22 protein-coding genes are annotated in these 23,634 nt (G+C 66.1%); 11 read left to right on the top strand and 11 right to left on the bottom strand.

The window, feature by feature from the left end; all coding sequences use genetic code 11:
• Positions 1–17 precede the first annotated feature (17 nt).
• Together zwf and C2862_RS22755 are read left to right on the top strand one after the other, a co-directional pair.
• Positions 18–1,493 carry a glucose-6-phosphate dehydrogenase gene (gene zwf / locus C2862_RS22760; protein WP_136222953.1) on the top strand — a complete coding sequence of 492 codons (1,476 nt, stop codon included), beginning with the start codon at positions 18–20 and terminating at the stop codon, positions 1,491–1,493.
• A 3-nt stretch (positions 1,494–1,496) separates the two neighbouring features.
• Entirely contained in the window at positions 1,497–2,351 is an 855-nt protein-coding gene (locus C2862_RS22755; protein ID WP_136222951.1) for an SIS domain-containing protein, read from the top strand.
• Positions 2,352–2,358: 7 nt separating this feature from the next.
• Here the strand turns inward: C2862_RS22755 and C2862_RS22750 are convergent, their stop codons facing one another.
• Entirely contained in the window at positions 2,359–3,105 is a 747-nt protein-coding gene (locus C2862_RS22750; RefSeq protein WP_136222949.1) for an SDR family oxidoreductase, read from the bottom strand.
• Between the two features lie 76 nt (positions 3,106–3,181).
• On the opposite strand from C2862_RS22750, the gene C2862_RS22745 reads away from it, so the two are divergent.
• From C2862_RS22745 to C2862_RS22735, 3 genes are read left to right on the top strand one after another with little or no spacing between them, the layout of a single operon-like run.
• Entirely contained in the window at positions 3,182–5,365 is a 2,184-nt protein-coding gene (locus C2862_RS22745; RefSeq protein WP_136222947.1) for an ATP-binding protein, read from the top strand.
• Positions 5,362–5,745 (top strand): ASCH domain-containing protein, encoded by a 384-nt coding sequence (locus C2862_RS22740; RefSeq protein ID WP_229467564.1) that lies wholly within the window; start codon positions 5,362–5,364, stop codon positions 5,743–5,745. The genes C2862_RS22745 and C2862_RS22740 overlap by 4 nt, the downstream gene beginning before the upstream one ends.
• Positions 5,742–6,071 (top strand): low molecular weight protein tyrosine phosphatase family protein, encoded by a 330-nt coding sequence (locus tag C2862_RS22735; protein ID WP_136222945.1) that lies wholly within the window; start codon positions 5,742–5,744, stop codon positions 6,069–6,071. Before C2862_RS22740 ends, C2862_RS22735 begins: the two co-directional genes overlap by 4 nt.
• 1 nt (position 6,072) lies before the next feature.
• Here C2862_RS22735 and C2862_RS22730 read toward each other — a convergent pair whose 3' ends face one another.
• Positions 6,073–6,486, bottom strand: coding sequence for a hypothetical protein (locus tag C2862_RS22730; protein WP_136222944.1), 414 nt, complete (start codon positions 6,484–6,486; stop codon positions 6,073–6,075).
• A gap of 185 nt (positions 6,487–6,671) precedes the next feature.
• Here C2862_RS22730 and C2862_RS22725 point away from each other — a divergent pair, with 185 nt between their 5' ends.
• Both C2862_RS22725 and tal read left to right on the top strand, forming a co-directional pair.
• On the top strand, positions 6,672–7,169 hold the full coding sequence (locus C2862_RS22725; protein WP_136222942.1) for a GAF domain-containing protein: 498 nt from the start codon (positions 6,672–6,674) through the stop codon (positions 7,167–7,169).
• A 106-nt stretch (positions 7,170–7,275) separates the two neighbouring features.
• Positions 7,276–8,205, top strand: coding sequence for a transaldolase (tal, locus tag C2862_RS22720; RefSeq protein ID WP_136222940.1), 930 nt, complete (start codon positions 7,276–7,278; stop codon positions 8,203–8,205).
• A gap of 246 nt (positions 8,206–8,451) precedes the next feature.
• Here tal and C2862_RS22715 read toward each other — a convergent pair whose 3' ends face one another.
• The 5 genes from C2862_RS22715 to C2862_RS22695 all read right to left on the bottom strand — a co-directional run bounded on the left by C2862_RS22715 (position 8,452) and on the right by C2862_RS22695 (position 14,063).
• Positions 8,452–10,437: an LTA synthase family protein gene (locus tag C2862_RS22715; protein ID WP_229467563.1), complete on the bottom strand. Its 1,986-nt coding sequence runs from the start codon at positions 10,435–10,437 to the stop codon at positions 8,452–8,454.
• A 74-nt stretch (positions 10,438–10,511) separates the two neighbouring features.
• Positions 10,512–11,330: a hypothetical protein gene (locus tag C2862_RS22710; protein WP_136222938.1), complete on the bottom strand. Its 819-nt coding sequence runs from the start codon at positions 11,328–11,330 to the stop codon at positions 10,512–10,514.
• Entirely contained in the window at positions 11,317–12,060 is a 744-nt protein-coding gene (locus C2862_RS22705) for a hypothetical protein (RefSeq protein WP_136222936.1), read from the bottom strand. Before C2862_RS22705 ends, C2862_RS22710 begins: the two co-directional genes overlap by 14 nt.
• On the bottom strand, positions 12,060–13,208 hold the full coding sequence (locus tag C2862_RS22700; protein WP_136222934.1) for an exo-alpha-sialidase: 1,149 nt from the start codon (positions 13,206–13,208) through the stop codon (positions 12,060–12,062). The genes C2862_RS22705 and C2862_RS22700 overlap by 1 nt, the downstream gene beginning before the upstream one ends.
• A gap of 237 nt (positions 13,209–13,445) precedes the next feature.
• Positions 13,446–14,063: a TetR family transcriptional regulator gene (locus tag C2862_RS22695; protein WP_136222932.1), complete on the bottom strand. Its 618-nt coding sequence runs from the start codon at positions 14,061–14,063 to the stop codon at positions 13,446–13,448.
• 156 nt (positions 14,064–14,219) lie between these two features.
• On the opposite strand from C2862_RS22695, the gene C2862_RS22690 reads away from it, so the two are divergent.
• From C2862_RS22690 to C2862_RS22680, 3 genes are read left to right on the top strand one after another with little or no spacing between them, the layout of a single operon-like run.
• Entirely contained in the window at positions 14,220–15,566 is a 1,347-nt protein-coding gene (locus tag C2862_RS22690; protein WP_136222930.1) for an efflux RND transporter periplasmic adaptor subunit, read from the top strand.
• Positions 15,567–15,596: 30 nt separating this feature from the next.
• Positions 15,597–18,755 (top strand): efflux RND transporter permease subunit, encoded by a 3,159-nt coding sequence (locus C2862_RS22685; RefSeq protein WP_136222928.1) that lies wholly within the window; start codon positions 15,597–15,599, stop codon positions 18,753–18,755.
• Positions 18,752–20,185: an efflux transporter outer membrane subunit gene (locus C2862_RS22680; protein ID WP_136222926.1), complete on the top strand. Its 1,434-nt coding sequence runs from the start codon at positions 18,752–18,754 to the stop codon at positions 20,183–20,185. The genes C2862_RS22685 and C2862_RS22680 overlap by 4 nt, the downstream gene beginning before the upstream one ends.
• Positions 20,186–20,232: 47 nt before the next feature.
• Here C2862_RS22680 and C2862_RS22675 read toward each other — a convergent pair whose 3' ends face one another.
• The 4 genes from C2862_RS22675 to C2862_RS22660 all read right to left on the bottom strand — a co-directional run bounded on the left by C2862_RS22675 (position 20,233) and on the right by C2862_RS22660 (position 22,297).
• Complete coding sequence (locus C2862_RS22675) at positions 20,233–20,676, bottom strand: GNAT family N-acetyltransferase (RefSeq protein ID WP_229467562.1); 444 nt, start codon at positions 20,674–20,676, stop codon at positions 20,233–20,235.
• Positions 20,673–21,290: an alpha/beta fold hydrolase gene (locus tag C2862_RS22670; protein WP_136222982.1), complete on the bottom strand. Its 618-nt coding sequence runs from the start codon at positions 21,288–21,290 to the stop codon at positions 20,673–20,675. The genes C2862_RS22675 and C2862_RS22670 overlap by 4 nt, the downstream gene beginning before the upstream one ends.
• Before the next feature lie 88 nt (positions 21,291–21,378).
• Complete coding sequence (locus tag C2862_RS22665) at positions 21,379–21,801, bottom strand: hypothetical protein (RefSeq protein WP_136222924.1); 423 nt, start codon at positions 21,799–21,801, stop codon at positions 21,379–21,381.
• Between the two features lie 79 nt (positions 21,802–21,880).
• Complete coding sequence (locus tag C2862_RS22660; RefSeq protein ID WP_136222922.1) at positions 21,881–22,297, bottom strand: hypothetical protein; 417 nt, start codon at positions 22,295–22,297, stop codon at positions 21,881–21,883.
• 339 nt (positions 22,298–22,636) lie between these two features.
• Between C2862_RS22660 and C2862_RS22655 the strand changes: the two genes are divergently transcribed.
• Entirely contained in the window at positions 22,637–23,626 is a 990-nt protein-coding gene (locus C2862_RS22655) for a M28 family peptidase (RefSeq protein ID WP_136222920.1), read from the top strand.
• The last annotated feature ends 8 nt before the right edge of the window (positions 23,627–23,634 follow it).

Below are 23,634 nucleotides of genomic sequence, written 5' to 3'. Positions count from 1 at the left end.
TGCGACCGAACACCACCATGGCCTTATCCGATTTCGACCTCGTTCTCTTTGGCGGCAGCGGCGACCTTGCGATGCGCAAGCTCCTGCCTGCGATGTATGCGCGCGATGTCTGCAGCGACCTGCCGCCGACCGCCCGCATCATCTGCGTCGGCCGCGACGCGATGCCGCAGGACGAGTTCCTGGCCTTTGTCGACACGCACTCGAAGCAGCACATCAAGGACCAGGACAGCGTCGACGACACCAAGTGGCGCCACTTCCTGAAGCGCATCACCTACGTCGACCTGAACGCGACCGATGTCTCCACTTTCGGCCCGCTGGTCGAGGTGCTGCGCAAGGAAGAAGCGATCACGCGCGTCTACTACCTGGCGACGCCGCCGCACCTGTTCGCCAAGATCTGCGACAACCTGGCCGCCACGGGCCTGGCCACGCCCGCGTCGCGCGTGGTGCTGGAAAAGCCGCTCGGACGCGACCTCGCCTCGGCCAAGCAGATCAACCTTGACGTCGGCAAGGTGTTCGCCGAATCGCAGATCTACCGGATCGACCACTACCTCGGCAAGGAAACCGTGCAGAACCTGCTGGCGCTGCGCTTCGGGAACGTGCTGTTCGAACCGCTGTGGCGGCGCGAATGGATCTCGGACGTACAGATCACCATCGCCGAGAAGATCGGCGTCGGCAACCGCCTCGGCTACTACGACACCTCGGGCGCCCTGCGCGACATGCTGCAGAACCACCTGCTGCAGCTGCTGTGCATCGTCGCGATGGAACCGCCGACCTCGATCGCGCCCGACGCCGTGCGCGACGCCAAGCTGCAGGTACTGCGTTCGCTGAAGCGTTTTACCCCGACCACGCTCTCGCAGAACATCGTGCGCGGCCAGTACCGCGGCGGCTTCGTGGACGGCCAGGCCGTGCCGAGCTACCGCGACGAGCCGGAGGCGCCGAAGCAGTCGAAGACCGAGACCTTTGTCGCCATGAAGGCCGAGATCGACACCTGGCGCTGGGCCGGCGTGCCTTTCTACCTGCGCACCGGCAAGCGCATGGCCGACCGCCTGGCCGAGATCGTGGTGCGCTTCAAGCAGATCCCGCATTCGATCTTCAACCAGCCGACGTCGAGCTTCCAGCCCAACAGCCTGGTGATCCGCCTGCAGCCGGACGAGGGTCTGTCGCTGAACCTGATGGCGAAAACCCCGGGCGACAGCATGCGCCTGAAGCAGGCGGAACTCGAACTCGATTTCCGCGAGCAGTTCAAGGCGCCGCGCATGGAAGCCTACGAGCGCCTGCTGCTCGACGTGCTGCGCGGCCAGCTGACCCTGTTCATGCGCGGCGACGAGCTGGAAGCCGCCTGGGAATGGGTCGAACCGATCCTCGACCACTGGGAACAGGACGACACCGCGCCGGTGCCCTACGCCTCCGGCACCTGGGGCCCTGCGGCCTCGTCCGCCCTCATCGGCCGCGACGGCCTGCAGTGGCGCGAAGAAGCGCTCCCGGAAGACTGAGCGATGCTGCTCGACTCGATCCGCACCCAGCTCGATTCGCTCTCGAAGTCCGAGCGCAAGGTGGCGCTGGCCGTGCTGGAAGCGCCCAGCGCCACGGTCAGCCAGAACATCACGGCCCTGGCCAAGAACGCGGGCGTGTCCGAGCCGACCGTGGTGCGCTTCTGCCGCACGCTGGGCTATGACGGCTGGCACGAATTCAAATTGAAGCTGGCGCAGGGCCTGGCGCTGGCCCTGCCGAGCACCAACGAGCAGCCGACCCAGGACGACCTCGCGGCCGACCTGGTCAGTAAAATCTGCAGCCGCTCGATCAATACCCTGCTCGACCTGCGCAACAACCTGAACGCGGAGTCGGTGCAGAAGGCCCTGGACATCCTCTCGCGCGCCAACAAGATCGAGTTCTACGGCCAGGGCACCTCGGGCATTGTCGCCGCCGACGCCCAGCACAAATTCTTCCGCTCCGGCGTGCCCACCGTCGCCTACGCCGACCCGGCCATCCACTCGATCGCCGCCGCCCTGCTGCGCGAAGGCGATGCGGTGGTCGCCATCTCGCAGCGCGGAAACAACCCGCAGCTGGTGCGCTCCGCGAAACTGGCGCGCCGCGGCGGCGCCGACGTGATCGTGCTGGCGCCGTCGGGCACGCCGCTGGCCGACATGGCGAGCGTGCTGATTCCGATCGACCTGGTTTTCAATATCGACCCCTACACGCCGATCTCGGCGCGCCTGGCCTACCTGGTCGTGATCGACGTGCTGGCCGTCGGTCTCGCATTGCAACGCGGGCCGGAGTTCCGCAAGAAGATGCAGAACGCGCAGAAGGCGCTGCAGGAGTTCGACATGCAGTTCGACTCCTTCATCGGTTGAACGAGACCTACCGACCGCCCGACACGTCGATGAAGCTGCCCGTAGTATAGGAGGCCGCATCCGACAGCAGCCACAGTACCGCCTGCGCCACCTCCTCGGGTTCTCCGCCCCGCCCCAGCGGCACCGAAGACTGCAGGCGTTCCACCCTTCCCGGCTCGCCGCCATCTGCATGCATCTCCGTATGGATCAGTCCAGGACGTACGCCATTCACGCGGATGCCCTCGCCCGCCACCTCTTTCGACAAGCCGATCGTCAAGGCGTCGAGCGCCGCCTTCGAGGCCGCGTAGTCGACGTATTCGCCGGCTGATCCCAGCACCGCTGCGCGCGAGGAAACGTTGACGATGGCGCCGCCGTTTCCGCCGTGCCGGGTCGACATGCGCCGCACCGCTTCACGTGCGCACAGGAAGGGGCCGAGCACATTGGTCGCCAGGATGCGTTCGATGCGCGCCGCGTCCATCTGCTCGACCCGCATCTGGTGCGCCAGCACGCCGGCATTGTTGACCAGGGCATCGAGCCGGCCGAAGCGGGCGTCGACCTGCGCGAACATGCGCTCGACGTCCCCCTCCTGCGCCACGTCGGCGCGGATCGCCAGCGCCGTGCCGCCCGCCGCCTCGATGGCGTCCACGATACTGGAAGCCGCCGCATCGTCGCTGCGGTAGTTGATGCACACCTGATAGCCCTGCTGCGCTGCCAGGCGCGCGCAGGCGGCGCCGATGCCGCGTCCGCCGCCGGTGATGAGGATGGTCTTCGTCATGGTCATGGCCGCCTTTCGATCTGGTCCGGTAAGCGAGGTTTCAACATATAATGCTTTTTTACCAAAAAGTCATCCCATGCGGTCGACCACCGGCTTCACCTTGTCCCTGCGCCGACTGCTCATCCTGCTGAGCGGGATCGGCCTGCTGCCGCTGGCTTTACTGGGGCTGTGGTCGGTGCACACGGCCAGCCAATACCAGCAGCGCGAACAGGACCGCGCCCTGCTCGACCTGGCGCGCGCCCTCTCCAGCGCGGTCGATGCGGAGCTCGACGGTTCGATCGCCACCCTGGCCAGCCTGGCGCGCACGCCGGCCATCGACGCCGGCGACATCAAAACCTTCTACGACATCGCGCGCGAGCAGGTGAAGGCGCAGCCCGAATGGCTGGCGATCATCCTGACCGACGCCGAGGGCCGCATCCTGTTCCGCACCACCGATCCCTACGATGCGCCCAAAGGCCGCATCACCGATCCGGAAAGCCTGCGCCAGCTGTTGGCGGTGCAGCGGCCGCTGGTCGGGCATGTCGCGCGCGGCCAGCGCGGGCGGGTCGCCTTCCCGGTGCGGGTGCCGATCCGCGACCAGGCCGGCCACCTGTATGCGCTCACCGCCGTCATCAAGCCGGACCGCATCCTCGGCGTCGTCAAGCGCCAGGCGGCGCCGTCCGGCTCCGTCATCGCGGTCATCGATGCCTTCGGTTCCATCGTGGCGCGCTCGAAAGACCACGACAAGCGCGTCACCGGCTCGCCCGGCCCCGCGCTGACGCGCATGATGAGCAGCGGGGCACCGGAAGGCGTCGGCCGCAACACGAACTTCGAAGGCGACCCGCTCACCAGCGCGTTTACACGGGTGTCGCGCCACGGCTGGACGGTGGCGGTCGGCGTGCCGCGTCCGAGCATCGGTCCGGCTTCGCTGACCGGCATCACCATGTATGGCTGGGGCCTCGCCGCGTCCCTGCTGGCCTGCATCGGCCTGGCTTCGCTGCTGTCGATCCGCGTCACGCGCAGCTTTGCGAACCTGCAGCGTGGCGCCGCGGCGCTCGGCGCCGGAAAGCAGGTCGAAGTGGCGCCCTCGCGCATCCGCGAACTGGCGCAGATGGGCGAGGCGCTCGACGCCGCGGCGCGCCAGCACGCCGCTCACGAGGAAGAGCGTTCGCGCCTGCTCGCCTCCCTCGAGGAAGCCCTGGCCGCCAGCCGCGATGCCGGCCGGGTGAAGGACGAATTCCTGGCCGTGCTCGGGCACGAGCTGCGCAATCCCCTGAGTCCCATCGTTACCTCGCTCGACCTGATGGACCTGCGCGCCGACGGCGCCAGCGTACGCGAGCGCACCATCATGCGGCGCCAGGTGAACCACCTCAAGCGCCTGGTCGACGACCTGCTCGACGTCTCGCGCATCACCTCGGGCAAGATGCAGCTCGCGCTGCAGCCGCTGAACCTGGCCGAGGTCGTGCGCCACGCCGTCACCAGCCGTCCCGGCCAACCGGTCGCCTTGACGGCGCCGGAGGCAGTGTGGGTCGAAGGCGACGAAAGCCGCCTGGTGCAGGTGCTGAACAACCTGCTCTCGAACGCCGAGCGCTTCGGCGATGGCGCTACCGAAGTCACGCTGCGCACGGACGCGGCATGGGCGCAGCTGGAAGTGCGCGACCGCGGCATCGGCATGAACCCGGAACTGCTGGCGCGCGTGTTCGAACCGTTTTACCAGGCGCCGCAACAGGTGGCGCGTGTTACCGGCGGCCTCGGTCTTGGTCTCGCCATCGTGCGCAAGATCGTCGAGCTGCACGGTGGACGCGTCTCGGCCCACAGCGACGGGCCGGGCACGGGCAGCCGCTTCCTGGTCGCACTGCCGCTGGCGGCCGCGCAGGCACCGCTGCCGCTTCCCGCCGCGGCCCTGCCTTCGGCGGCGCGGCGCGTGCTGCTGGTCGACGACAACGTCGACGCCGCCGCCACGACCGCGCGCATCCTCGAACAGTTCGGCCACACAGTCGACGTCGCGCATACCGGCGCCGCCGCGCTGGCGGCCTGCGCACGCTTCCAGCCCGACGTCGCCGTCCTCGACATCGGGTTGCCCGACATGGACGGCTACGCGCTCGCCGCCGCGATCAGGCAAACCGGCGCCCGTCCCCGCCTGGTGGCGCTGACCGGCTACGGCCAGCAATCGGACATCCAGCGCGCGCGCGACGCCGGGTTCGACGCGCATCTCACCAAACCGGCTTCGCTCGAGGCGCTGGAGCGGGCGGTAGCGGGTGAATCGGAGGTGACGAAGTGAGGAAGAAGCTGACCTTCTGGGGCGCGAATGAAAACGACGACAGCCTGGTACGCGAAGTCATCGCCGGGCACAAGACCGTCACCGCCGACACGGTCGAGGACTACTACAAAGGGTATGGAGAACTCGGCGACGGCGGCTACGCGGCGGGCGACCTCATCGACGTCTACGACCTGAAGGGACGGCCGCGCTGCACGATCCGGGCGACCAAGGTCGAGATCATCCGCTTCGGTGACATCCCGGAAGCCGTCTGGCGCGGCGAGACCTTCGGCAGCGCCCAGGAATTTCGCGACGTGCACGTGCGCTGCCTGCCGCACCTCGACCTGCATGACGAGTTCGAGTTCGTGGCGCTGCATTTCGAGCTGGTGGAAACGAAGGAATGACCCGCGCCCTCTTCCTGTGCACTCATAACCGCCTGCGCAGCCCGACCGCCGAACAGGTTTTTGCGAGCTGGCCGGGCGTCGAGACCGACTCCGCGGGACTGGGCGCGGACGCCGATGTGCCGCTCTCGCCGGAACAGCTGGTCTGGGCGGAGATCGTGTTCGTAATGGAGAAAAAGCACAAGGCCAGGCTCTCCTCCGGTTTCCGGCGCCACTTGAACGGCAAGCGTGTCGTCTGCCTCGACATTCCTGACGACTACGACTACATGCAGCCGGAACTCGTCCGTTTGCTGGAAACGAAAGCCGGACGCTTCCTGCGGAAGGATTGAACTACCGCTCAGCCAACGGTGCCGCGCGCAGCTTGCCGGCGACGAGCTGCCACGCCAGAAACGCGGCCGCCGCCACATCGTAAGCAAGACAGAACGGTGGCCACCATGCCGGTACGCCAGGATTGTCCACGATGTGCTGATGGAAATAGTCGAACAGCCCATGCGCCGCCAGCGCGGCAACGGCCAACCAGAGGCTGCGTTTGAAGGCGCCGATCGCCAGCCCGGTAAACAGGACCAGGCCTGCGCATTCCACGGCTAGGACCGCGGGCGACATGGTCTCGGCCGCGAACAGCACGTAATAGGAGGCGATGACGATCACGATCGTCGGATAGAAGCTTCGCTCGCGTCCCAGGCCGGCCAGCGCGGCGAGCAAGCCGACGCCGAGGGCCACCAGCGCTCCAACGATCAGTGCCATGCCGCTCCCATCCCGGCGTACGTGTGCCGCATGCGTTTCCCTTCATCTGGTGTGAGTCCGCAGACTACCGCGGCCATAGGCCGATGTCCATATGACAATGCGATTCCCAGTATATGCCGGGCCCGCCCAGGATCGGCCGTGCTGGCTGTAAAATAGCGCTTTTCGTCCAGCCTCATCCCAGCGCCATGCACATCAATCCAGAACGCAGCACCCGTCCCGATTACGACCTGCTGGTGCGCCAGGTCGCCAGCGTCCTCGAGGGCGAACGCGACCTGACCGCCAACGCGTCCCAGTTTTCCGCGCTCGTCTACGACACCCTCGCCGACCTGAACTGGGCCGGCTTCTACCTCACCGTACCGTCGAAAAAAGGCGAAGGCCAGGATTTGCTGGTCGGGCCTTTCCAGGGTAAACCTGCCTGCGCCCGCATTCCCTTCGGACGCGGCGTGTGCGGCACCACGGCTGTCGAGCGCAAGACCATCGTCGTGCCGGACGTGCATGCGTTTCCGGGGCATATCGCCTGCGATTCGGCGTCGAATTCGGAGATCGTGCTGCCGGTGATTAAGGATGGCAAGCTGGTTGGCGTGTTCGATATCGACAGCCCTGTCCTGGACCGGTTCTCGGAAGAGGATCGGGTGGGACTGGAGGCGATGGTGGCGGCGTTTATCGAGGCAACCGACTGCTGAACAGTTAGTGGCGGATCGACCGCCGTAATGCGTGGAGTCAGGACTCCACCCTACATACAACGCGGTGCAAACATTGTTTGCATTTCTTGACACTTAGGCAAATTATATGAACCAGCTCGAACAACTCAAGCAATACACCACCGTCGTCGCCGACACCGGCGATTTCCAGTCCATCAAGGCCTATGCGCCGCAGGATGCGACGACCAATCCGTCGCTGATCCTGAAGGCCGTGCAGAAGCCTGAATACCTGCCGCTGCTGCAGAAGGCCGTGGCCGAGTCGAAGGACGGCTCGACCGAAGAGATCGTCGACCGCCTGCTGATCGCCTTCGGCGTCGAAATCTTGAAATTCGTACCGGGCCGCGTGTCGACCGAGATCGATGCCGCCCTCTCCTTCGACACCGAAGCCACCGTCGCCAAGGGCCGCGAACTGATCGCGCTGTACGAAGCGGCCGGCGTGTCGCGCGAGCGCGTCTTGATCAAGATCGCCTCGACCTGGGAAGGCATCCGCGCCGCCGAGATCCTGGAAAAGGACGGCATCCACTGCAACCTGACCCTGCTGTTCTCGCTGTGCCAGGCCGTGGCCTGCGCCGAAGCGGGCGTCCAGCTGATCTCGCCTTTCGTCGGCCGCATCTACGACTGGTACAAGAAGTCGACCGGCACCGACTATCAAGGCGCCGACGATCCAGGCGTGCAGTCGGTCAAGCGCATCTACCAGTACTACCGCAAGTTCGGCTACAAGACCGAAGTCATGGGCGCGAGCTTCCGCAACACCTCGCAGATCCTGGAGCTGGCCGGTTGCGACCTGCTGACCATCTCGCCGGACCTGCTGCAGAAGCTGGCCGACAGCGACGCACCGGTCGAGCGCAAGCTGACCCAGGACAGCGATGCAGCCATCGAGAAGATCGAAGTCGACGAGAAGAACTTCCGCTTCATGCTCAACGAAGACGCGATGGGCACCGAGAAGCTGGCCGAGGGCATCCGCGCCTTCGTGGCGGACTCGAAGAAGCTCAAGAAGATGATCGAAGAGATGCGCTGATGCCGATACCGGTAGCGCATTGAACAGACAGCGCTGTCGATCAGTTAAAAAGGCCGCTTCGATTCGCATCGGAGCGGCCTTATTCTTTAGCAAGCCAGCAGCTGGCCCGCCGAGACCAGTGCGCGGGCATGCCCGCCCTACGGTGCACCACCGTCCTCATTCTTGATCCAGGCCGTCGCGTAAGGTAGGGGCAATTGAGGCCAATGGCCTCAATTGCGGGTTCACTGGGCATGCCCGCGCGTTACATTAGCGCGGGAGTTTATATTGCTGCTGCCGATACAGCAGCGACGGCAACATCACATGCGCCAGCGCCTTGTCCACCTGCGCCTGGCCCGGCTTGTCGGCGCCGATCGCCAGCTGGCCCTTGGCCGGGTCGTAGCGGCCCAGCATGGGCGCGTGGTCCGGCGTCAGGATGGTCGCCGAGCCGTCTTCGAGGTAGGCGAAGTTGTTCTGGAACTGGATCAGGGCGCGGCCCGGACCCTCGCTGTCGCGCACCAGGTCGCGCCCGATCATCGGGTGCTCGCTCGACACGCCCATCAAGGACAGCAGCGTCGGGCCGATGTCGATCTGGCTGGCGACCGTGCGGATGCGCTTCGGTTCGATGTCGGCGCCGAGGATCAGGCCCGGGATGTGGAACTTCTTGATCGGCACCAGGCTGTTGCCGTAGACCCGGGTGTCGTGGTCGGCGATGATCAGGAAGACCGTGTCCTTCCAGTAGGCTTCCTTCTTGGCCGCGGCGATGAATTTGCCGAGCGCGAAATCGGCATACTTCACCGCGTTGTTGACGGTCTGCTTGGCCGTGTCGTGCAGGTCGATTCGGCCGTCCGGGAATTCGAAGGGCTCGTGGTTCGAGGAGCTGAAGATCAGGCTGAAGAAAGGCTTGTCCTGCGCGTGCAGGGTTTTCAGTCGCTCGAGCGACTTGTCGAACAGGTCCTCATCTGAGGCGCCCCAGCTGCCCTCGAACTTCGGTTTCATCTGCGCGCGGTCGACGATGTTCTGGAAGCCGTTCCCGGTGAAGAAGCTGCGCATGTTGTCGAAATGCGCTTCGCCGCCGTACACGAATTCGGTGTGGTAGCCCTGCTCCTTCAGGCCCGCGGCCAGGGTATAGAAATTCTGCTGCGACAGCGAGAGCTTGACCACGCTGCGCGCCGGCGTCGGTGGGAAGCCCGCCACCACGGCCTCGATGCCGCGCACCGAACGGGTGCCGGTGGCGTACAGCTGCTCGAACCACCAGCCTTCACCCTTCAGCTTTTCCAGCTCCGGCGTGACCGGCAGGCCGCCCAGCGATTCGACAAAGGTCGCGCCCAGGCTTTCCTCGAGCACGATCACCAGGTTCAGGGGCCTGGTGCGCTGCACGGCCGCTTCCTGGCGGTGCAGGGTCGGCAGCTCCGCCTGCGGATACTGGTAGGTACTCAGCCAGGGCTGGGCCTTGACCTCGGCCAGCACGCGCTCGCGCGGCATGTCGCCGTAGATCTCCGACGAACGCGCTTCCTTGCCCAGCGAATTGACCGCGTCCATCACCGACCAGGGCGAATTGATGATCAGCGAATTGACCAGCGCATCCTTGGTCAGCGCGAACAGGGCCGGATTGGCCGGCCGGTGCGCCGTCGTCGAGCGCACCTGGAAGAACACCAGCACCACCAGCAGGGGCCAGGTCAGCAGCACGGTGCGGCGCGGCCAGGTGACGGCATCGAAGGACGCGCGGCGCAGCACCCGGTACAGGGCCGCGCCGAGCAGCAGCGTGCAGGCCAGGCCGAGCAGCACGGCCGCGCGGAAGCCCTCCCACAGCATCGCCGTCACTTCCTTCGGATGCGCCAGGTATTCGATGAAGAGGCGGTTCGGACGCACGTCGAACTGGGCGATGAAGGGCGGCGAGGCCGTCTCCATGAAGACGATGAAGACCAGCGCGATCGTGCCCCAGCTTGCTACCAGCGGCCGCCACCATTTGACGGCGAAGCGCTGCGCCAGCACCGGCGCCAGCAGCAGCGGCAGGACCAGGAAGTAGCCGAGCAGGATCAGGTCGGCGCGCACGCCCTGCAGCATGATGGTGCCGAGCATATTCGCCGCACTCACCCGCTCCCACTGCCAGGCGACCAGCAGCGCGCGCGACAGCGTCAACAGCGCCGCGCCGAGCAGAACCATCTGGACCAGGCCGGCGTACGGTCCGGCCCAGCGCGTGAGGCGTGCCAGGCGCACTGCCCAGCCATCGAGAAGTCGTGTGATGCGTTGCATGGAAGCGTGGAGAGAGGTTCGTTGGATCGATGCGCCCGGGCGCTGAGGGCCCGGGCAGTGGGATGATTACAGGATCACTCGCCGCCGAGCATCTGCACGGCGCCTGCGCCGGCACTCAGCAGCCAGGACACCAGCAGCAGGAAGGCCATCAGCATGGCGAACAGGGTCGACAGGCGGCGCTTCTCGACCGGCGCTTCGAACAGCGCCGGCTTGCCGTAGCCGAAGCCGACGAAATAGGCGTAGAACACGGTCGCCATGTAATGCACGGCGCCAAAGACTTCGCCCAGCTCGCCCTTGCGCGGGTGGTCGACCAGGGCGTGCGAGAGTGCGACCAGGACCACGTAGATCACCGAGGCGCCCAGCGGCGGCAGGTAGCCGCCCAGGTTCTCGATCCAGCGGGCAATGCCGGGACGGGTGCGCGCCAGGAAAGGCAGCACCAGGTTATGGGTCAGGCCGACGATCAGGATCAGCTTGAGCAGGATCGTCTTGTGGATGCTGCCGCTGCTGCCGATGGCCAGGTTGTGCAGGTTGGTCTCGGCCTGGCGGTTGTTCTGGACGAAGAAGTCGGGCGAACTCACCTTCAGGATGCGCTGGAACCAGCTGATCTCTTCCAGCGCCGCGAGCGCGACCAGCACCGTCAGGCCGGCCAGCGCCAGCAGCTCCAGGCTCGAGCGCTGCGGCTGTTTCAGGCGTTCCATGAACACGAAGCCGAGCATGCCGGCGATGCTTGCAAAGCACAGGAACTGCATCCACTCGACGATGCCGTCTTCGACCAGCAGGCGCGACAACTGCTGGCTGTTGCCGGACCAGGCCACGGCCAGGCCCAGCAGGAAGACGTTGATCGCGATCGCCATGACGATCACGGGATGCTTATACCAATTACTGTTTACCACTCACTTGCTCCTTGCTTGATGATAGATGTTCGATGCCGCCCGCCGCGAACAGCGGCTGAAGATCAACGGGCTGCAGCTCGGGAGTGAGTCCCTGATCTGCCTCGCCGCCGCGGCGCTTCGAGCGGGCATAACGGCGCAGGCCATGCCGCACCAGTGCCACCACGGCCCAGCCCCACAGCAGCGGGTCGAGGATCGCGTCCCACAGGTTGCCGCTCGGGAGGCGCAGCAGCGTGTACAGCAGCAGCGCGCCCAGCAGGACGAGGGCATGGCCCCGGCCTTGCCCGCGCGCGATCGCCAGCGCGCAGCCGGCCACGCCCAGCAGCGCCAGCAGCGGCGCCCCGACCGGGCCGAAGGCGGCGTAATAGTAACCCTGGGCCAGCAGGCCCATGGCGTCGAGATACAGGGCGGCGCCGGCGATCGCCAGCGGCGCGGCCAGCGAGACCGGCATCATGACCGGCACCGGTTCCTTGCGCCAGCGCGCATGCAGCCCCAGCAGGCAGCAGCCCACCAGCAGGCCGCTCGGATACTGGAAGGCCAGGCCGAGACCCCAGGCCGGTGACAGTGATCCGGGCAGGGCCATCAGCAGGGCGACGCCGGCAGCCGCGGCGCCGAGCACGCGGCGCCCAAGGCGCCAGCCTGGCGGAATCAGCGCCGCCACCAGGGCCAGCAGCACAATGCCCCAGGCCAGCCGGCCGTACACGATCTGGAAAGCCAGGTCAGGCAAACTCATCAGATATTCTCTCCGGTGGCGATACGGTAGGTGTGATGCGCGATCGCCTGCCGCTGATGGGTGTAGGTGATATGCAGTTCCTGGCCGACCTGGTGCATCGTCGGATAGGAGAATTCGTCGCCGTCCTTGCCGTCGGCGATATCGCCGATCGTGCGCCAGACCTGGCCATCCTTCGAGATCGACAGGCGCAGAGTGCTGCGCGAGGAATCGTCCGCGCCGACATGGTTGTGCAGCATGAGCATCTCGCCACTGGTCAGGCGGATCACGGCCAGCGAGGTGTTATGGCTGGACAGGTCGAGCGAAGGCAGGTCTTCCCAGCTGGCGCCGTCGTCGCGGCTGAGGGCCTGCTGCACCCGTTGCTCGCCGCCGGCGTCGCGCATCCAGGCACGCACCTCGGTCGGCGAAACGCGCACGATGGCCGGCTGCAGCGTCGACATGCTTTCGCCGATGCGGCCGACGCGGGTCGGCTCGCCGTCGCGGTCGAAGGCCATCAGCATCGGGTACTTGATGCCGATCTCGAAATACAGGGGCAGCCACCAGCCGCCGTCGGCCAGGCCGACCGGCGAGGTGCGCACCAGCACGCTGGTATTGAACAGCGGAGAGAGCGGCAGCATGCGGCGCGTCTCGAAACGGGCGCCGGCGTCGCTCGACACCATGTGCACGATGCGCGAGGCCGCCCAGCCGCCCAGGCCGGTCGCCACCACATATAAATGCACGCGGCCGTCGGGCGCGGTCCAGGCGACCGGATTGCCGACGCGGCGCACACCGAAGCCGAGCGCCTTGCCCAGGCTCTCGCGGCTGGCGACTTCCCAGGGGGCACTCCACTTGCCGTTGGTCCAGCGAGAAGCGTACACCTTCACGTCGGGACCGCTTTCGCGGCTGCCGGCCCACCAGAATGCGAGCATGCCGCCCGGCACCGACGCCAGCGTACTAGCATGCGCGGATGGCGTATCGGGAGGCATCGGGATCAGCGACTTTGCCGTTTCGGTCAGTACGGCCCGGGTCGGCAGGCTGCTTTTGGCCTGGATGGAAGGCGGCGTGGAGACGGCCCAACGTCGCGCCTCGACCGTGAACGCGGCCAGCACGATCAGAACACAGGCGATGACCATGCGAGGCCGGCTGCGCAGCGCTGTCAGGGATGTCTCCATGAAGTCCGGATAACAAAGGCCGGTGTACGTCTTGCCTTACGGCAAACGCCTACGGCTCTCATGCATGAGTGAACCAGGGCGCCGAGTCCGGACTTTCCGGGACGCACGGTAAAGGCGTGATCCTACAGGAAAGATATTGATTTGGGACAAACTTGTTGGATATACGCCATATGAAACATACATACGGCGGCACCCGGCGCGAGGATGCGGCGGGTTCAAGATCCTTCGGGGGCGAACTTATCCGGTGCGGACCCCGTCGAGCACGGTGCCGATCATGTTGTCGCCGAGCGCAACCAAGCTGAAGGAACCCGGTTCGAACATCCAGTTGCGGATCAGGCCATCCATCAGGGCCCACATGCCGGTGGCCAGCAGGCGCGGATCGACGTCCTGCCGGATCAGCCCGCCGGACTGGGCCAGCTCCAGACGCTCGACCACCTGGGCGATCAGGTCGCCCTTGCTCTGGCGCCGGCGTACGCGTACGGCGTCCATCTCGCTGACGAACTCTACTTTAAGTGAAGCAATTTCCAGTACGCGCCGCGCCTGCGGATTGGTTTCCGTGACGCGGAAGATCTCGACGAAGAACTGGCGCAGATCGCCCAGCACGGTGCTGGCGTCCGACTTGCCGAGCCCGCTCAGGGCACACTCGAAAGGCAGTGTCACCCGCTCCATCATGGCGTTGAACAGCGCGCCCTTGTCGTCGAAATGCCAATAAATTGCACCGCGCGTCACACCGGCGGCCGTTGCGATATGCTGCAAGGTCGTACGCGATACGCCTTGTTCGACAAACAATTTCTCCGCAGCATCTAAGATGCTGTCTCGCGTGGCTGCCGCTTCTTCTTTGGTCCTGCGGGCCATGTCTTCTCCGTTTTTGTGTGGTCCTGCACGTTAAACATACACTCGTGATAGTATATAAAAAAATTCGACAAAGCCAGTGATGCAACCGTGCGCAGGTCCCAAGAGGATACCTGAGGGCGGTTGCGTCTTTTCCAAAAAACCAGAAGGAAGCACGTAATGCGCTCTGCCCACTCCTCACACCTATCCCTCACTCGGATCGCCGCCTGCACGCTGATGGCGGTGACCCTGCTGTCGGCCTGCGGCAAGAAGGACGCCGCCCAGGCCGGTCCTGGCGCCGGCGGCCAGATGCCGGCGCCGGAAGTCGGCGTCGTCACCACCCGATTCGAAACGGTTGCGCTGCAAACCGAACTGCCGGCACGTGCCGAGCCGGTGCGCACCGCCCAGGTCCGCGCCCGCGTCAACGGAGTGGTGCTCAAGCGCCTGTTCACCGAAGGCAGCGAAGTCAAGGAAGGCCAGTCGCTGTTCCAGATCGACCCGGCACCTTACCAGGCCCAGCTGGCCGCTGCCCAGGCCGACCTCGGCCGCGCCCAGGCCACGCTGACCCAGGCCGCCGCCCAGGCCGAGCGCTACAAGCCGCTGGTCGAAGCCAATGCGATCAGCAAGCAGGAGTATACCAACGCCGTTGCCGCCCAAAAGCAGGCTGAAGCCGCCGTCGCCGCCTCGCGCGCCCAGGTCCGCATCGCCCAGATCAATTCCGGCTACGCGAGCGTGAACGCGCCGATCTCGGGCCGCATCGGCCGCGCCCTCGTCACCGAAGGCGCCCTCGTCTCGGCGACCGAAGGCACCCAGCTGGCGCTGATCCAGCAAACCAGCTCGATGTACCTGAACATCACCCAGTCGGCCACCGAGCTGCAGCGCCTGCGTAAGCAGGCCGCCAACGGCAACGGCCTGGCCAAGGACATGCCGGTCACCGTTCTGCTCGACGACGGCACCGAACTGGCAACCAAGGGCCGCCTGCTGTTCTCGGACGTGACCGTCGATCCGGGCACCGGCCAGGTGACCTTGCGCGCCACCGTCCCGAACCCGGACAACGCCCTGCTGCCGGGCCAGTACGTGCGCGTGCGCGTCGCCCAGTCGCAGGTCCCGAACGGCATCGTGGTGCCGCAGCAGGCCGTCACCCGCGGTGGCGCCCAGGGCGACACCCTGATGGTCGTCGGCGCCGACAACAAGCCGACCCCGCGCACCGTCAAGATCGCGTCCGGCCAGGGCTCGAACTGGGTCGTCACCGAAGGCCTGAAGGAAGGCGAACGCGTGATGGTCGACGGCTTCCAGAAGCTGCAGATGCTGCCGCCGGGTACGCCGGTCAAGGCAGTGCCATGGCAGCCGCGCGCGGAAGCTACCGCCGCCGCTCCTGCCGCCGCACCAGCCGCGCCAGCCGGCGGTCAGAACGCCACGGCGAATGCCGGCCAGGCTGCCGCCAACAACGCGCGCCAGCTGCCTGCTTCGGCCCCGTCGGGCTCCACCGCGGGCGCCGCACCGGCCGCCGCCTCGACCGCACGCTAAGCGTTCCAGGCACAGAACAGGACTATTGCAATGGCACGTTTCTTTATTGACCGCCCTATTTTCGCCTGGGTGATCGCGCTGTTCATCATGGTGATCGGCGCGGTCTCGATCACCCAGCTGCCGATCGCCCAGTATCCGAACGTGGCTCCGCCATCGATCGTGATCAACGCCGCCTATCCGGGCGCGTCGGCACAGACCCTGGAAGATTCCGTCATCTCCGTCATCGAACGCGAGATGAACGGCTCCCCGGGCCTCGTCTACATGGAGTCGAGCAGCACCGCCAACGGCAGCGGCTCGATCACCCTGACCTTTGAAACCGGCACCAATCCGGAGCTGGCCCAGGTCGACGTCCAGAACCGCCTTTCACGCGCGGCCCCGCGCCTGCCGGCGGCGGTGAACCAGCAGGGCGTGCGCGTCGACAAGGTGCGCGCGAACTTCCTGCTGTTTACCATCCTCTCGTCGGACGATCCGAAGTGGGACCCGATCGCGCTGGGCGACTATGCCTCGCGTACGGTCCTGCCCGAGATCCAGCGCATCAAAGGCGTCGGTACCGCGCAGCTGTTCGGTACCGAGCGCGCCATGCGCGTCTGGATCGACCCGGCCAAGCTGGTGGGCTTCCGCCTGTCGCCGGCCGACGTCAACAATGCGATCCGCAGCCAGAACGCCCAGGTGGCGTCGGGCACCATCGGCGACCTGCCGCTGGCGCAAGGCCAGGAAATCACCGCGACCGTGGTCGTGACCGGCCAGCTGTCGACCGTCGAACAATTCGGCAACATCGTGCTGCGCGCGAACCCGGACGGCTCGACCGTGCGCCTGAAGGACGTGGCCCGCCTCGAAATCGGCGGCCAGGCCTATGGCACCTCGGCGCGCCTGAACGGTAAACCATCCACCGGTATCGGCGTCCAGCTGGCGCCATCGGGTAACGCCCTGGAGACCGCGAAGCTGGTGCGCCAGCGCATGGACGAACTGTCGAAGTTCTTCCCGCATGGGATGAAGGCCACCGTGCCGTTCGACAGCTCGAAGTTCATCGACATCTCGATCGAGCAGGTGCTGCATACCCTGGTCGAAGCGCTGGTGCTGGTGTTCCTGGTGATGTACCTGTTCCTGCAGAACTTCCGCTATACGATCATCCCGACCATCGTGGTTCCGGTCGCGCTGCTCGGTTCCCTCGGTACCCTGCTCGCGCTGGGCTACTCGATCAACGTGCTGACCATGTTCGGCATGGTGCTGGTCATCGGTATCGTCGTCGACGATGCGATCGTGGTCGTCGAGAACGTCGAGCGCATCATGTCGGAAGAAGGCCTGCCGCCGCTGCAGGCGACCCGCAAGGCGATGAGCCAGATCTCGGGCGCCATCATCGGCGTGACCGTGGTCCTGATGTCGGTGTTCGTGCCGCTGGCCTTCTTTGCCGGTGCGGTGGGTAACATCTACCGCCAGTTCGCGGTCGTCATGGTGTCCTCGATCGCCTTCTCGGCCTTCCTGGCGCTGTCGCTGACCCCTGCCCTGTGCGCGCACCTGCTCAAACCCGTCGAAGCCGGCCACCACCACGAGAAGAAGGGTTTCTTCGGCTGGTTCAACCGCCGCTTCGCGCGTACCGCCAAGGGCTACGAAGGCTGGGTCGGTAAACTGATCCGCGGCTCGGGCCGTGCGCTGGTCGCTTTCGTGCTCGTGATCGGCCTGGTCGTGCTGCTGTTTAACCGCCTGCCGAATTCCTTCCTGCCGAACGAAGACCAGGGCTACGTGATCGCCAACATCCAGCTGCCGCCTGGCGCGACGCTGGAGCGCACCAACGAGGTCATGCGCACCGCCGAAAACTTCATCATGAAGCAGCCGGAAGTGGCGAACATGGTCAGCGTGCTGGGCTTCTCGTTCTCGGGCGCGGGCCAGAACATGGCACTCGCGTTCATCCCGCTGAAGGACTGGAGCGAGCGTAAGGGCGAAGGCTCGAGCGCCCAGGCCCTGGCCGGCCGCATCATCGGCGGCCTGTCGGGCGTGCGCGATGCCTTCATCTTCGCACTGTCGCCGCCGCCGATCCCGGAACTGGGCCGCGGCACCGGTTTCAGCTTCCGCCTGCAGGACCGCGGCGGCAACGGCCACAACGCCCTGCTCGCAGCGCGTAACCAGCTGCTCGGCATGGCGTCGCAAAGCCCGATCCTGACCGGCGTGCGTCCGGAAGGTCTGGAAGATGCGCCGCAGGTCATGCTCGACATCGACCGCGACAAGGCGCAGGCCCTGGGCGTGAGCTTCGATTCGATCAATACCGCGATCTCGACCGCGCTGGGTTCGAGCTACGTGAACGACTTCCCGAACGCCGGCCGCCTGCAGCGTGTCGTGGTGCAGGCCGAAGCCGCAGCCCGCATGCAGCCGGACGACCTGCTGCGCCTGAACGCCCTGAATGCCCAGGGCCAGCCGGTGCCGCTGTCCTCGTTCGCCACCACCAAGTGGGTGACCGGTCCGATGCAGACCCTGCGCTACAACGGCTATCCGGCGATGAGCATTTCGGGCGACGCCAAGCCGGGTTATTCGACCGGCGACGCGCTGGCCGAGATGGAAAAGCTGGCCGCCAAGCTGCCGCCTGGTTTCGCCTTCGAGTGGACCGGCCAGTCGCGTGAGGAACAGCTCTCCGGCGGCACAATGGGCATCCTGATGGCCTTCTCGCTGCTGGCAATCTTCCTGGCCCTGGCCGCGCTGTATGAAAGCTGGTCGATCCCGGTGTCGGTGCTGCTGGTGGTGCCATTCGGTATCCTCGGCGCCGTGCTGGCGGCCATGCTGCGCAGCTACCCGAACGACGTGTACTTCAAGATCGGCCTGGTGACCATCATCGGCCTGGCGGCGAAGAACGCGGTGCTGATCATCGAATTCGCGAAGGACCTGCAGGCGCAGGGACGCTCGCCGATGGAAGCGGCGATCGAGGCGGCGCACCTGCGCTTCCGTCCGATCATCATGACCTCGCTGGCCTTCATCCTCGGCGTGCTGCCGCTGGTGATCGCAGGCGGCGCCGGCTCGGCCTCGCAGCGCGCGATCGGTACCGGCGTGATGGGCGGTATGATGACCGCGTCGACGCTGGGCGTGCTGTTCGTCCCGATGTTCTTTGTCGTGGTGCGCAAGATCTTCAAGGGCAGCGAACGCCAGCGCAAGAAGTACGCGCACGAGGAAGATGCCGCGACCGCAATTCAGGAAAAAATATGATCGCTCAACTTAAAAAACTGACTCCACTTGCATTGGCAATGACGCTGGCGGGTTGCATGTCGCTGGCACCGAAGTACGAACGTCCGGCCGCGCCGGTGGCGCAGGCCTTCCCTGAACTGCCGAAGAGCGGCGGCACCACGCTGCCGACGGCAACCACGGAAGCACCTAGCAACCTGCAATGGCAGCGCTTCTTCGCCGACGCGCGCCTGCGCCAGCTGATCGAGCTGTCGCTGGCGAACAACCGCGACCTGCGCGTGGCGATCCTGAACATCGAGCAGGCGCGCGCCCAGTACCGCATCACGCGCGCCGACCGTGTGCCGACCGTTTCGGCGATCGTCAGCGGCAACCGCCAGACCACCGGCGAAGACCAGCCGATTTCGAGCGTGTACCAGGCCGGCTTCGGTGTCTCGGCCTTCGAACTCGACCTGTTCGGCCGCGTGCGCAACCTGTCGCAGGCCGCGCTGGCGCAATTCCTCGCCACCGAGGAAGCGCGCAAGACGACGCAGATCAGCCTGATCGCGCAGGTGGCGAACACCTACCTGACGATGCTGGCCGACGAGGAGCTGCTGGCCATCACCGAGCAGACGGTGAAAACCCGCGAAGAGTCGGACCGCCTGACGCGCCTGCGTTTCGAGAACGGTGTCGTCTCGAAGCTGGAACTGCAGCAGTCGGCCTCGCTGGTCGAAACGGCACGCGCCACGCTGGCGCAATTCCAGCGCCAGCGCGCCCAGGACGTGAACCTGCTGACCCTGCTGGTGGGCCAGACGATCCCGGACAACCTGGTGCCGGGCGCCACCCTGGCGACGACCGAGCTGCCCGACCTGCCGGCCGGCCTGCCCTCCGACCTGCTGATCGCCCGTCCGGACATCCGCGCGGCCGAGCAGCAGCTGATCGCGGCCAACGCCAACATCGGCGCGGCGCGCGCGAACTACTTCCCGCGCATCTCGCTGACCGGCTCCGTCGGTAGCGCCAGCACCGAGCTGTCCGGCCTGTTCAAGTCGGGCTCCTTCGGCTGGACCTTCGCACCACAGGCCGTGCTGCCGATCTTCGACCTCGGCCGCGTGAGCGCCGGCGTCGATGCGGCGAAAGCCGGCCGCGACATCGCGGTGGCCCAGTACGAGCAGTCGATCCAGACCGCGTTCCGTGAAGTGGCGGACGCCCTGGCCGGCCAGGCGACGTTCAGCGAGCAGCTGCGCGCCCAGCGCGCCGTGGCGCTGGCCGAGCAGGACCGCTTCAACCTGTCCGACCTGCGCTACAAGAGCGGCGCGGCCAGCTACCTCGACCTGCTGGACGCCCAGCGTTCGCTGTTCCAGGCCCAGCAGCTGGCGGTGCAGGCGAACTTGGCGCGCCTGCAGAACCAGGTCACGCTGTACCGCGTGCTGGGCGGCGGCTGGAGCGAGCCGGCGTCGAACGCGCAAGCGGCACGCTGATCGGCGGCTGCGTCGTAAAAAAACCGAGACTGCGTGTCTCGGTTTTTTTATGCTCGCCTGCTCAGCGTATAAACGACCTCTTTCGCTTCAGGTGGATGGCGCAGCCATCCCTGCGCTGCATAGAAGCGGTCGGCCCGGGTGCCGGGCGTCGTACTCAGGTGGACGCGCTCGTGGCCCAGCGCGAACAGCCAGTCGGCTGCCAGTACGAGGAGTGTTTTGGCGAGGCCGCGTCCTTCGTGTCCGGGGCGGACGAAGAGCGCCCAAATCGAGGCATTCTCCTTGTCCGCGTAGCAGAAAGCGACGACTTCGCCATCGCCTTCCGCGACCCAGCCGCGGCCTGACTTGTCGAGGAAGTCCAGGTACATTTGCGGCGTGACGCGCGCCGGATCAGACAGCACGTTTTCGGTCACGGAAAGCCGGATGCGCGACATCGCCGGGATGTCGGCGCTGACGGCTTGCCTGAACGAGGGAAGATAATCCGGCAGCATCATGCCTGCCCCGACATCAAATGGCGGTCGATGAGCGGCGCGACACGCGCTGCCAGCGTGCAGCCGAGGCTGTGATCGGCGCCAGGGAAGACATGCAGCGCCGCCCGAGGCAGCAGGCTGGCCAAGCGCTGCCCGACCTGCACCGGGCTGATCGGGTCCGCATCGCCCCACAACAGCAGCGTCGGAATACCCAGCCCAGGCAGGCGGGGCGCCAGGTCTTCCCGGTAGCTGATGAACCAGTCAGGCAAATCGGGCTGGGCGGCGCGCATGGCCGGACGCCAGTCCTGGGCATCGAACGCCGACAGATCGATGCCACCCGATGTCACGCACAACACGAGGTGCGTGACGAGCTCGGGCATGCGGAGCGCCGCGCGCAGCGCGACGACACCGCCCATCGACTGGGCGATGAGCGCGCTCGGGCGGTCGATGCGGTCGACGACTCCGCCGACCAGGTCGTCCATGCTGCGAATGGCCGGGTCGCGCGGCACGCCGTCGAAGCCGGGCCAGGTGACGTGCACCCTGGATGCCGGGTGCGCCAGCAGGCCGGACACCGGATGCCAGAATTGTCGTTGCCCGGACGCGCCGGGAAGAAACAGGAGTTGGGATGGGGTTTGCACGCCCAGAATATACAGCAAGGCCGCGCTGCTGCGCAGGCATGAGCAGCGGCTGAGGCCGTGTCCGAATGTCAGACCTGATCCCAGCTTTTTAGCGCTGCGCCACCCGCGACGTCAGGACCACTACCTGGGCCAGGGCCGGATCGGGCCGATAGCGCATCGTCATCTCATCGCCCCAGACGCCCTGGGCGAACACCATGTGGACGCTGCCATCTGCGGAGACGAACTTGTTGCGTGCAACCGCGGTGAGGCGGATCGGTTGCTGCGTGTCGATGGTGGCTTCGATGTACTCCGGCGCGGTCTTGACGCGCATGAACCAGCCGTTCGACAGCTCGTAATCGCCGCCGATCTGTTTCGCATCGTCGGGGCGCACCCAGTATGCCCTGGCAGGCGCCGTCACCTGGACGGTATTAAGCGTGGCCGCGCCGGACTGCGGGTAAGGTAATTGCTGTGCACCGGCGCTCGCGGCCAGCACGAACAGGGATGCGGGAAGCAGGAGGGAAAGAGGTCGCATGACTATTCCTTGGTGAAGCAAGGCTGGGCCGTGGAAACAGGCGCGCCGCAATCGAGAGGCGCGCTTGTCTCGCGACCGCTCAGCGCTGCGCCAGCCGCGAGGAGATCACTACGACCTGGGCCAGGCGCGGATCGGGCCGATAGCTCATCAGCATCTCGTCGCCGGCCTCGCCGCGGTTGAAGTCCATCGTCACGTTGCCGTCGGCCGAGACGAACCTGTCGTTACCTACCGAGGAGAGCCGCATCGGTTGCTGGTCGTCGATAGTGGCGTCGATGTAGCGGGCCGCCGGACGTACCTTCATATGCCAGCCGTTCGACATCGCATACGAACCGGCCAGCTCGCGTGCCTGGACGGGGTCGATCCAGACTGTCTTCATCGGCGCCGTCACCTGCACGGTCGAGAGCGGTGCGGTCTGCGGATAAGCCTGGGTCTGGGCGAGCGCGCTGGAGGCCAGCAACAGCAGGGAGGCGGGGAGCAGCAGAGAGTGCGGACGCATGATGGATTCCTTCACGAAGCGTGGATGGGCGTTCGGGACAGTCACCACGCGGGTCGGCGCGGTGCCCTGCCCTGGAAGAGCCGCAATGGGCAATGCCGATTGCGGATGATTCAGTCTAGGGCAGCGTCTGCCAGCTGCAAGAGCCAAAAATGGGGGCATCACGAAACAATCTCGATTCGGGCGGGTTCAGATCGGCAAGATATGACTCGGAATCGCGCATGCAGATGCGGCTTTTCGTATCGCGATGCACTGGCGCACTCGTGCGTCCCCGCTGCGTGAACTTGGCTAGACTGAACCGGTCTACCAGTTGATGGCTTCAACCGACGCCGAGAGACTGTCATGCGGAATTTTTTTCATTCACACTGGAAAGTCCTTGTCGCGCTCATCCTGCTCATCCTGGTCGCGGTGCTGACGGTGAGTCCGACCTCCACTTCCGCCGCCGCTGCGCCGCCGCTGGACGAGCGCCTGCGTGCGCACGCGAGCGCAATCGCGTCCAGCGAGCACAACACGGGCACACCGCTCGCGCTCGAGCGCGCGGCCGCCTACATCGAAACGGCGTTGACGGAGGCCGGCTACCGGCCGGCGCGCCAGGAATACGCCGCCGGCGGACAGCGCGTGCGCAATATCGAGGTCGCGGTGAGTAATGTTGCTCCGGGCAAGCGCCCGGACCGGATCTTCATCGTTGGTGCGCACTACGATTCGGCGCCGGGTGCGCCGGGCGCGAACGACAACGGCAGCGGCACGGCGGCCGTGCTGGAGCTGGCGCGCCTGCTGAAGAACGTGCAGCTCAGCGCCGGGACCGAACTGCGCTTCGTCCTGTTCGTGAACGAGGAGCCGCCCTGGTTCATGGGCGAACAGATGGGCAGCATGGTGCATGCGGCCGAGATGAAGCGCCAGGGCCAGCCCGTGCAGGCAGCGCTGGTACTGGAAACGATGGGGTATTACACGGATGCGCCGAACAGCCAGCAGCTGCCGCCGGGACTCGAAGGCCGCTATCCGTCCACCGGTAACTTCATTGCCTTTGTCGGCACGCTGGAATCATCGAGCCTGGTGCGCGAGGCGCTGGCGGCATTCCGGGCGCATTCGGAGTTTCCGGCCGAGGGACTGGCGGCGCCGGCGCATACGACCGGGGTGACGCTGTCGGATCATTCTTCCTACAACCGGCATGGGTATCCGGCGCTGATGATTACGGATACGGCCTTCATGCGCTATCCGTATTACCACACGGCGCAGGATACGCCGGAGAAGCTCGATTACGAGAGCATGGCGCGGGTCGTCAACGGGTTGGCGAAGACGATTGTGGCGTTGGCAGGGGCGAAGCAGGGATAAGGCGGGCA

Source organism: Massilia sp. Mn16-1_5 (assembly GCF_004798585.1).
GTDB lineage: Bacteria > Pseudomonadota > Gammaproteobacteria > Burkholderiales > Burkholderiaceae_D > Telluria.
This window is presented reverse-complemented; position numbering and strand designations above follow the sequence as displayed.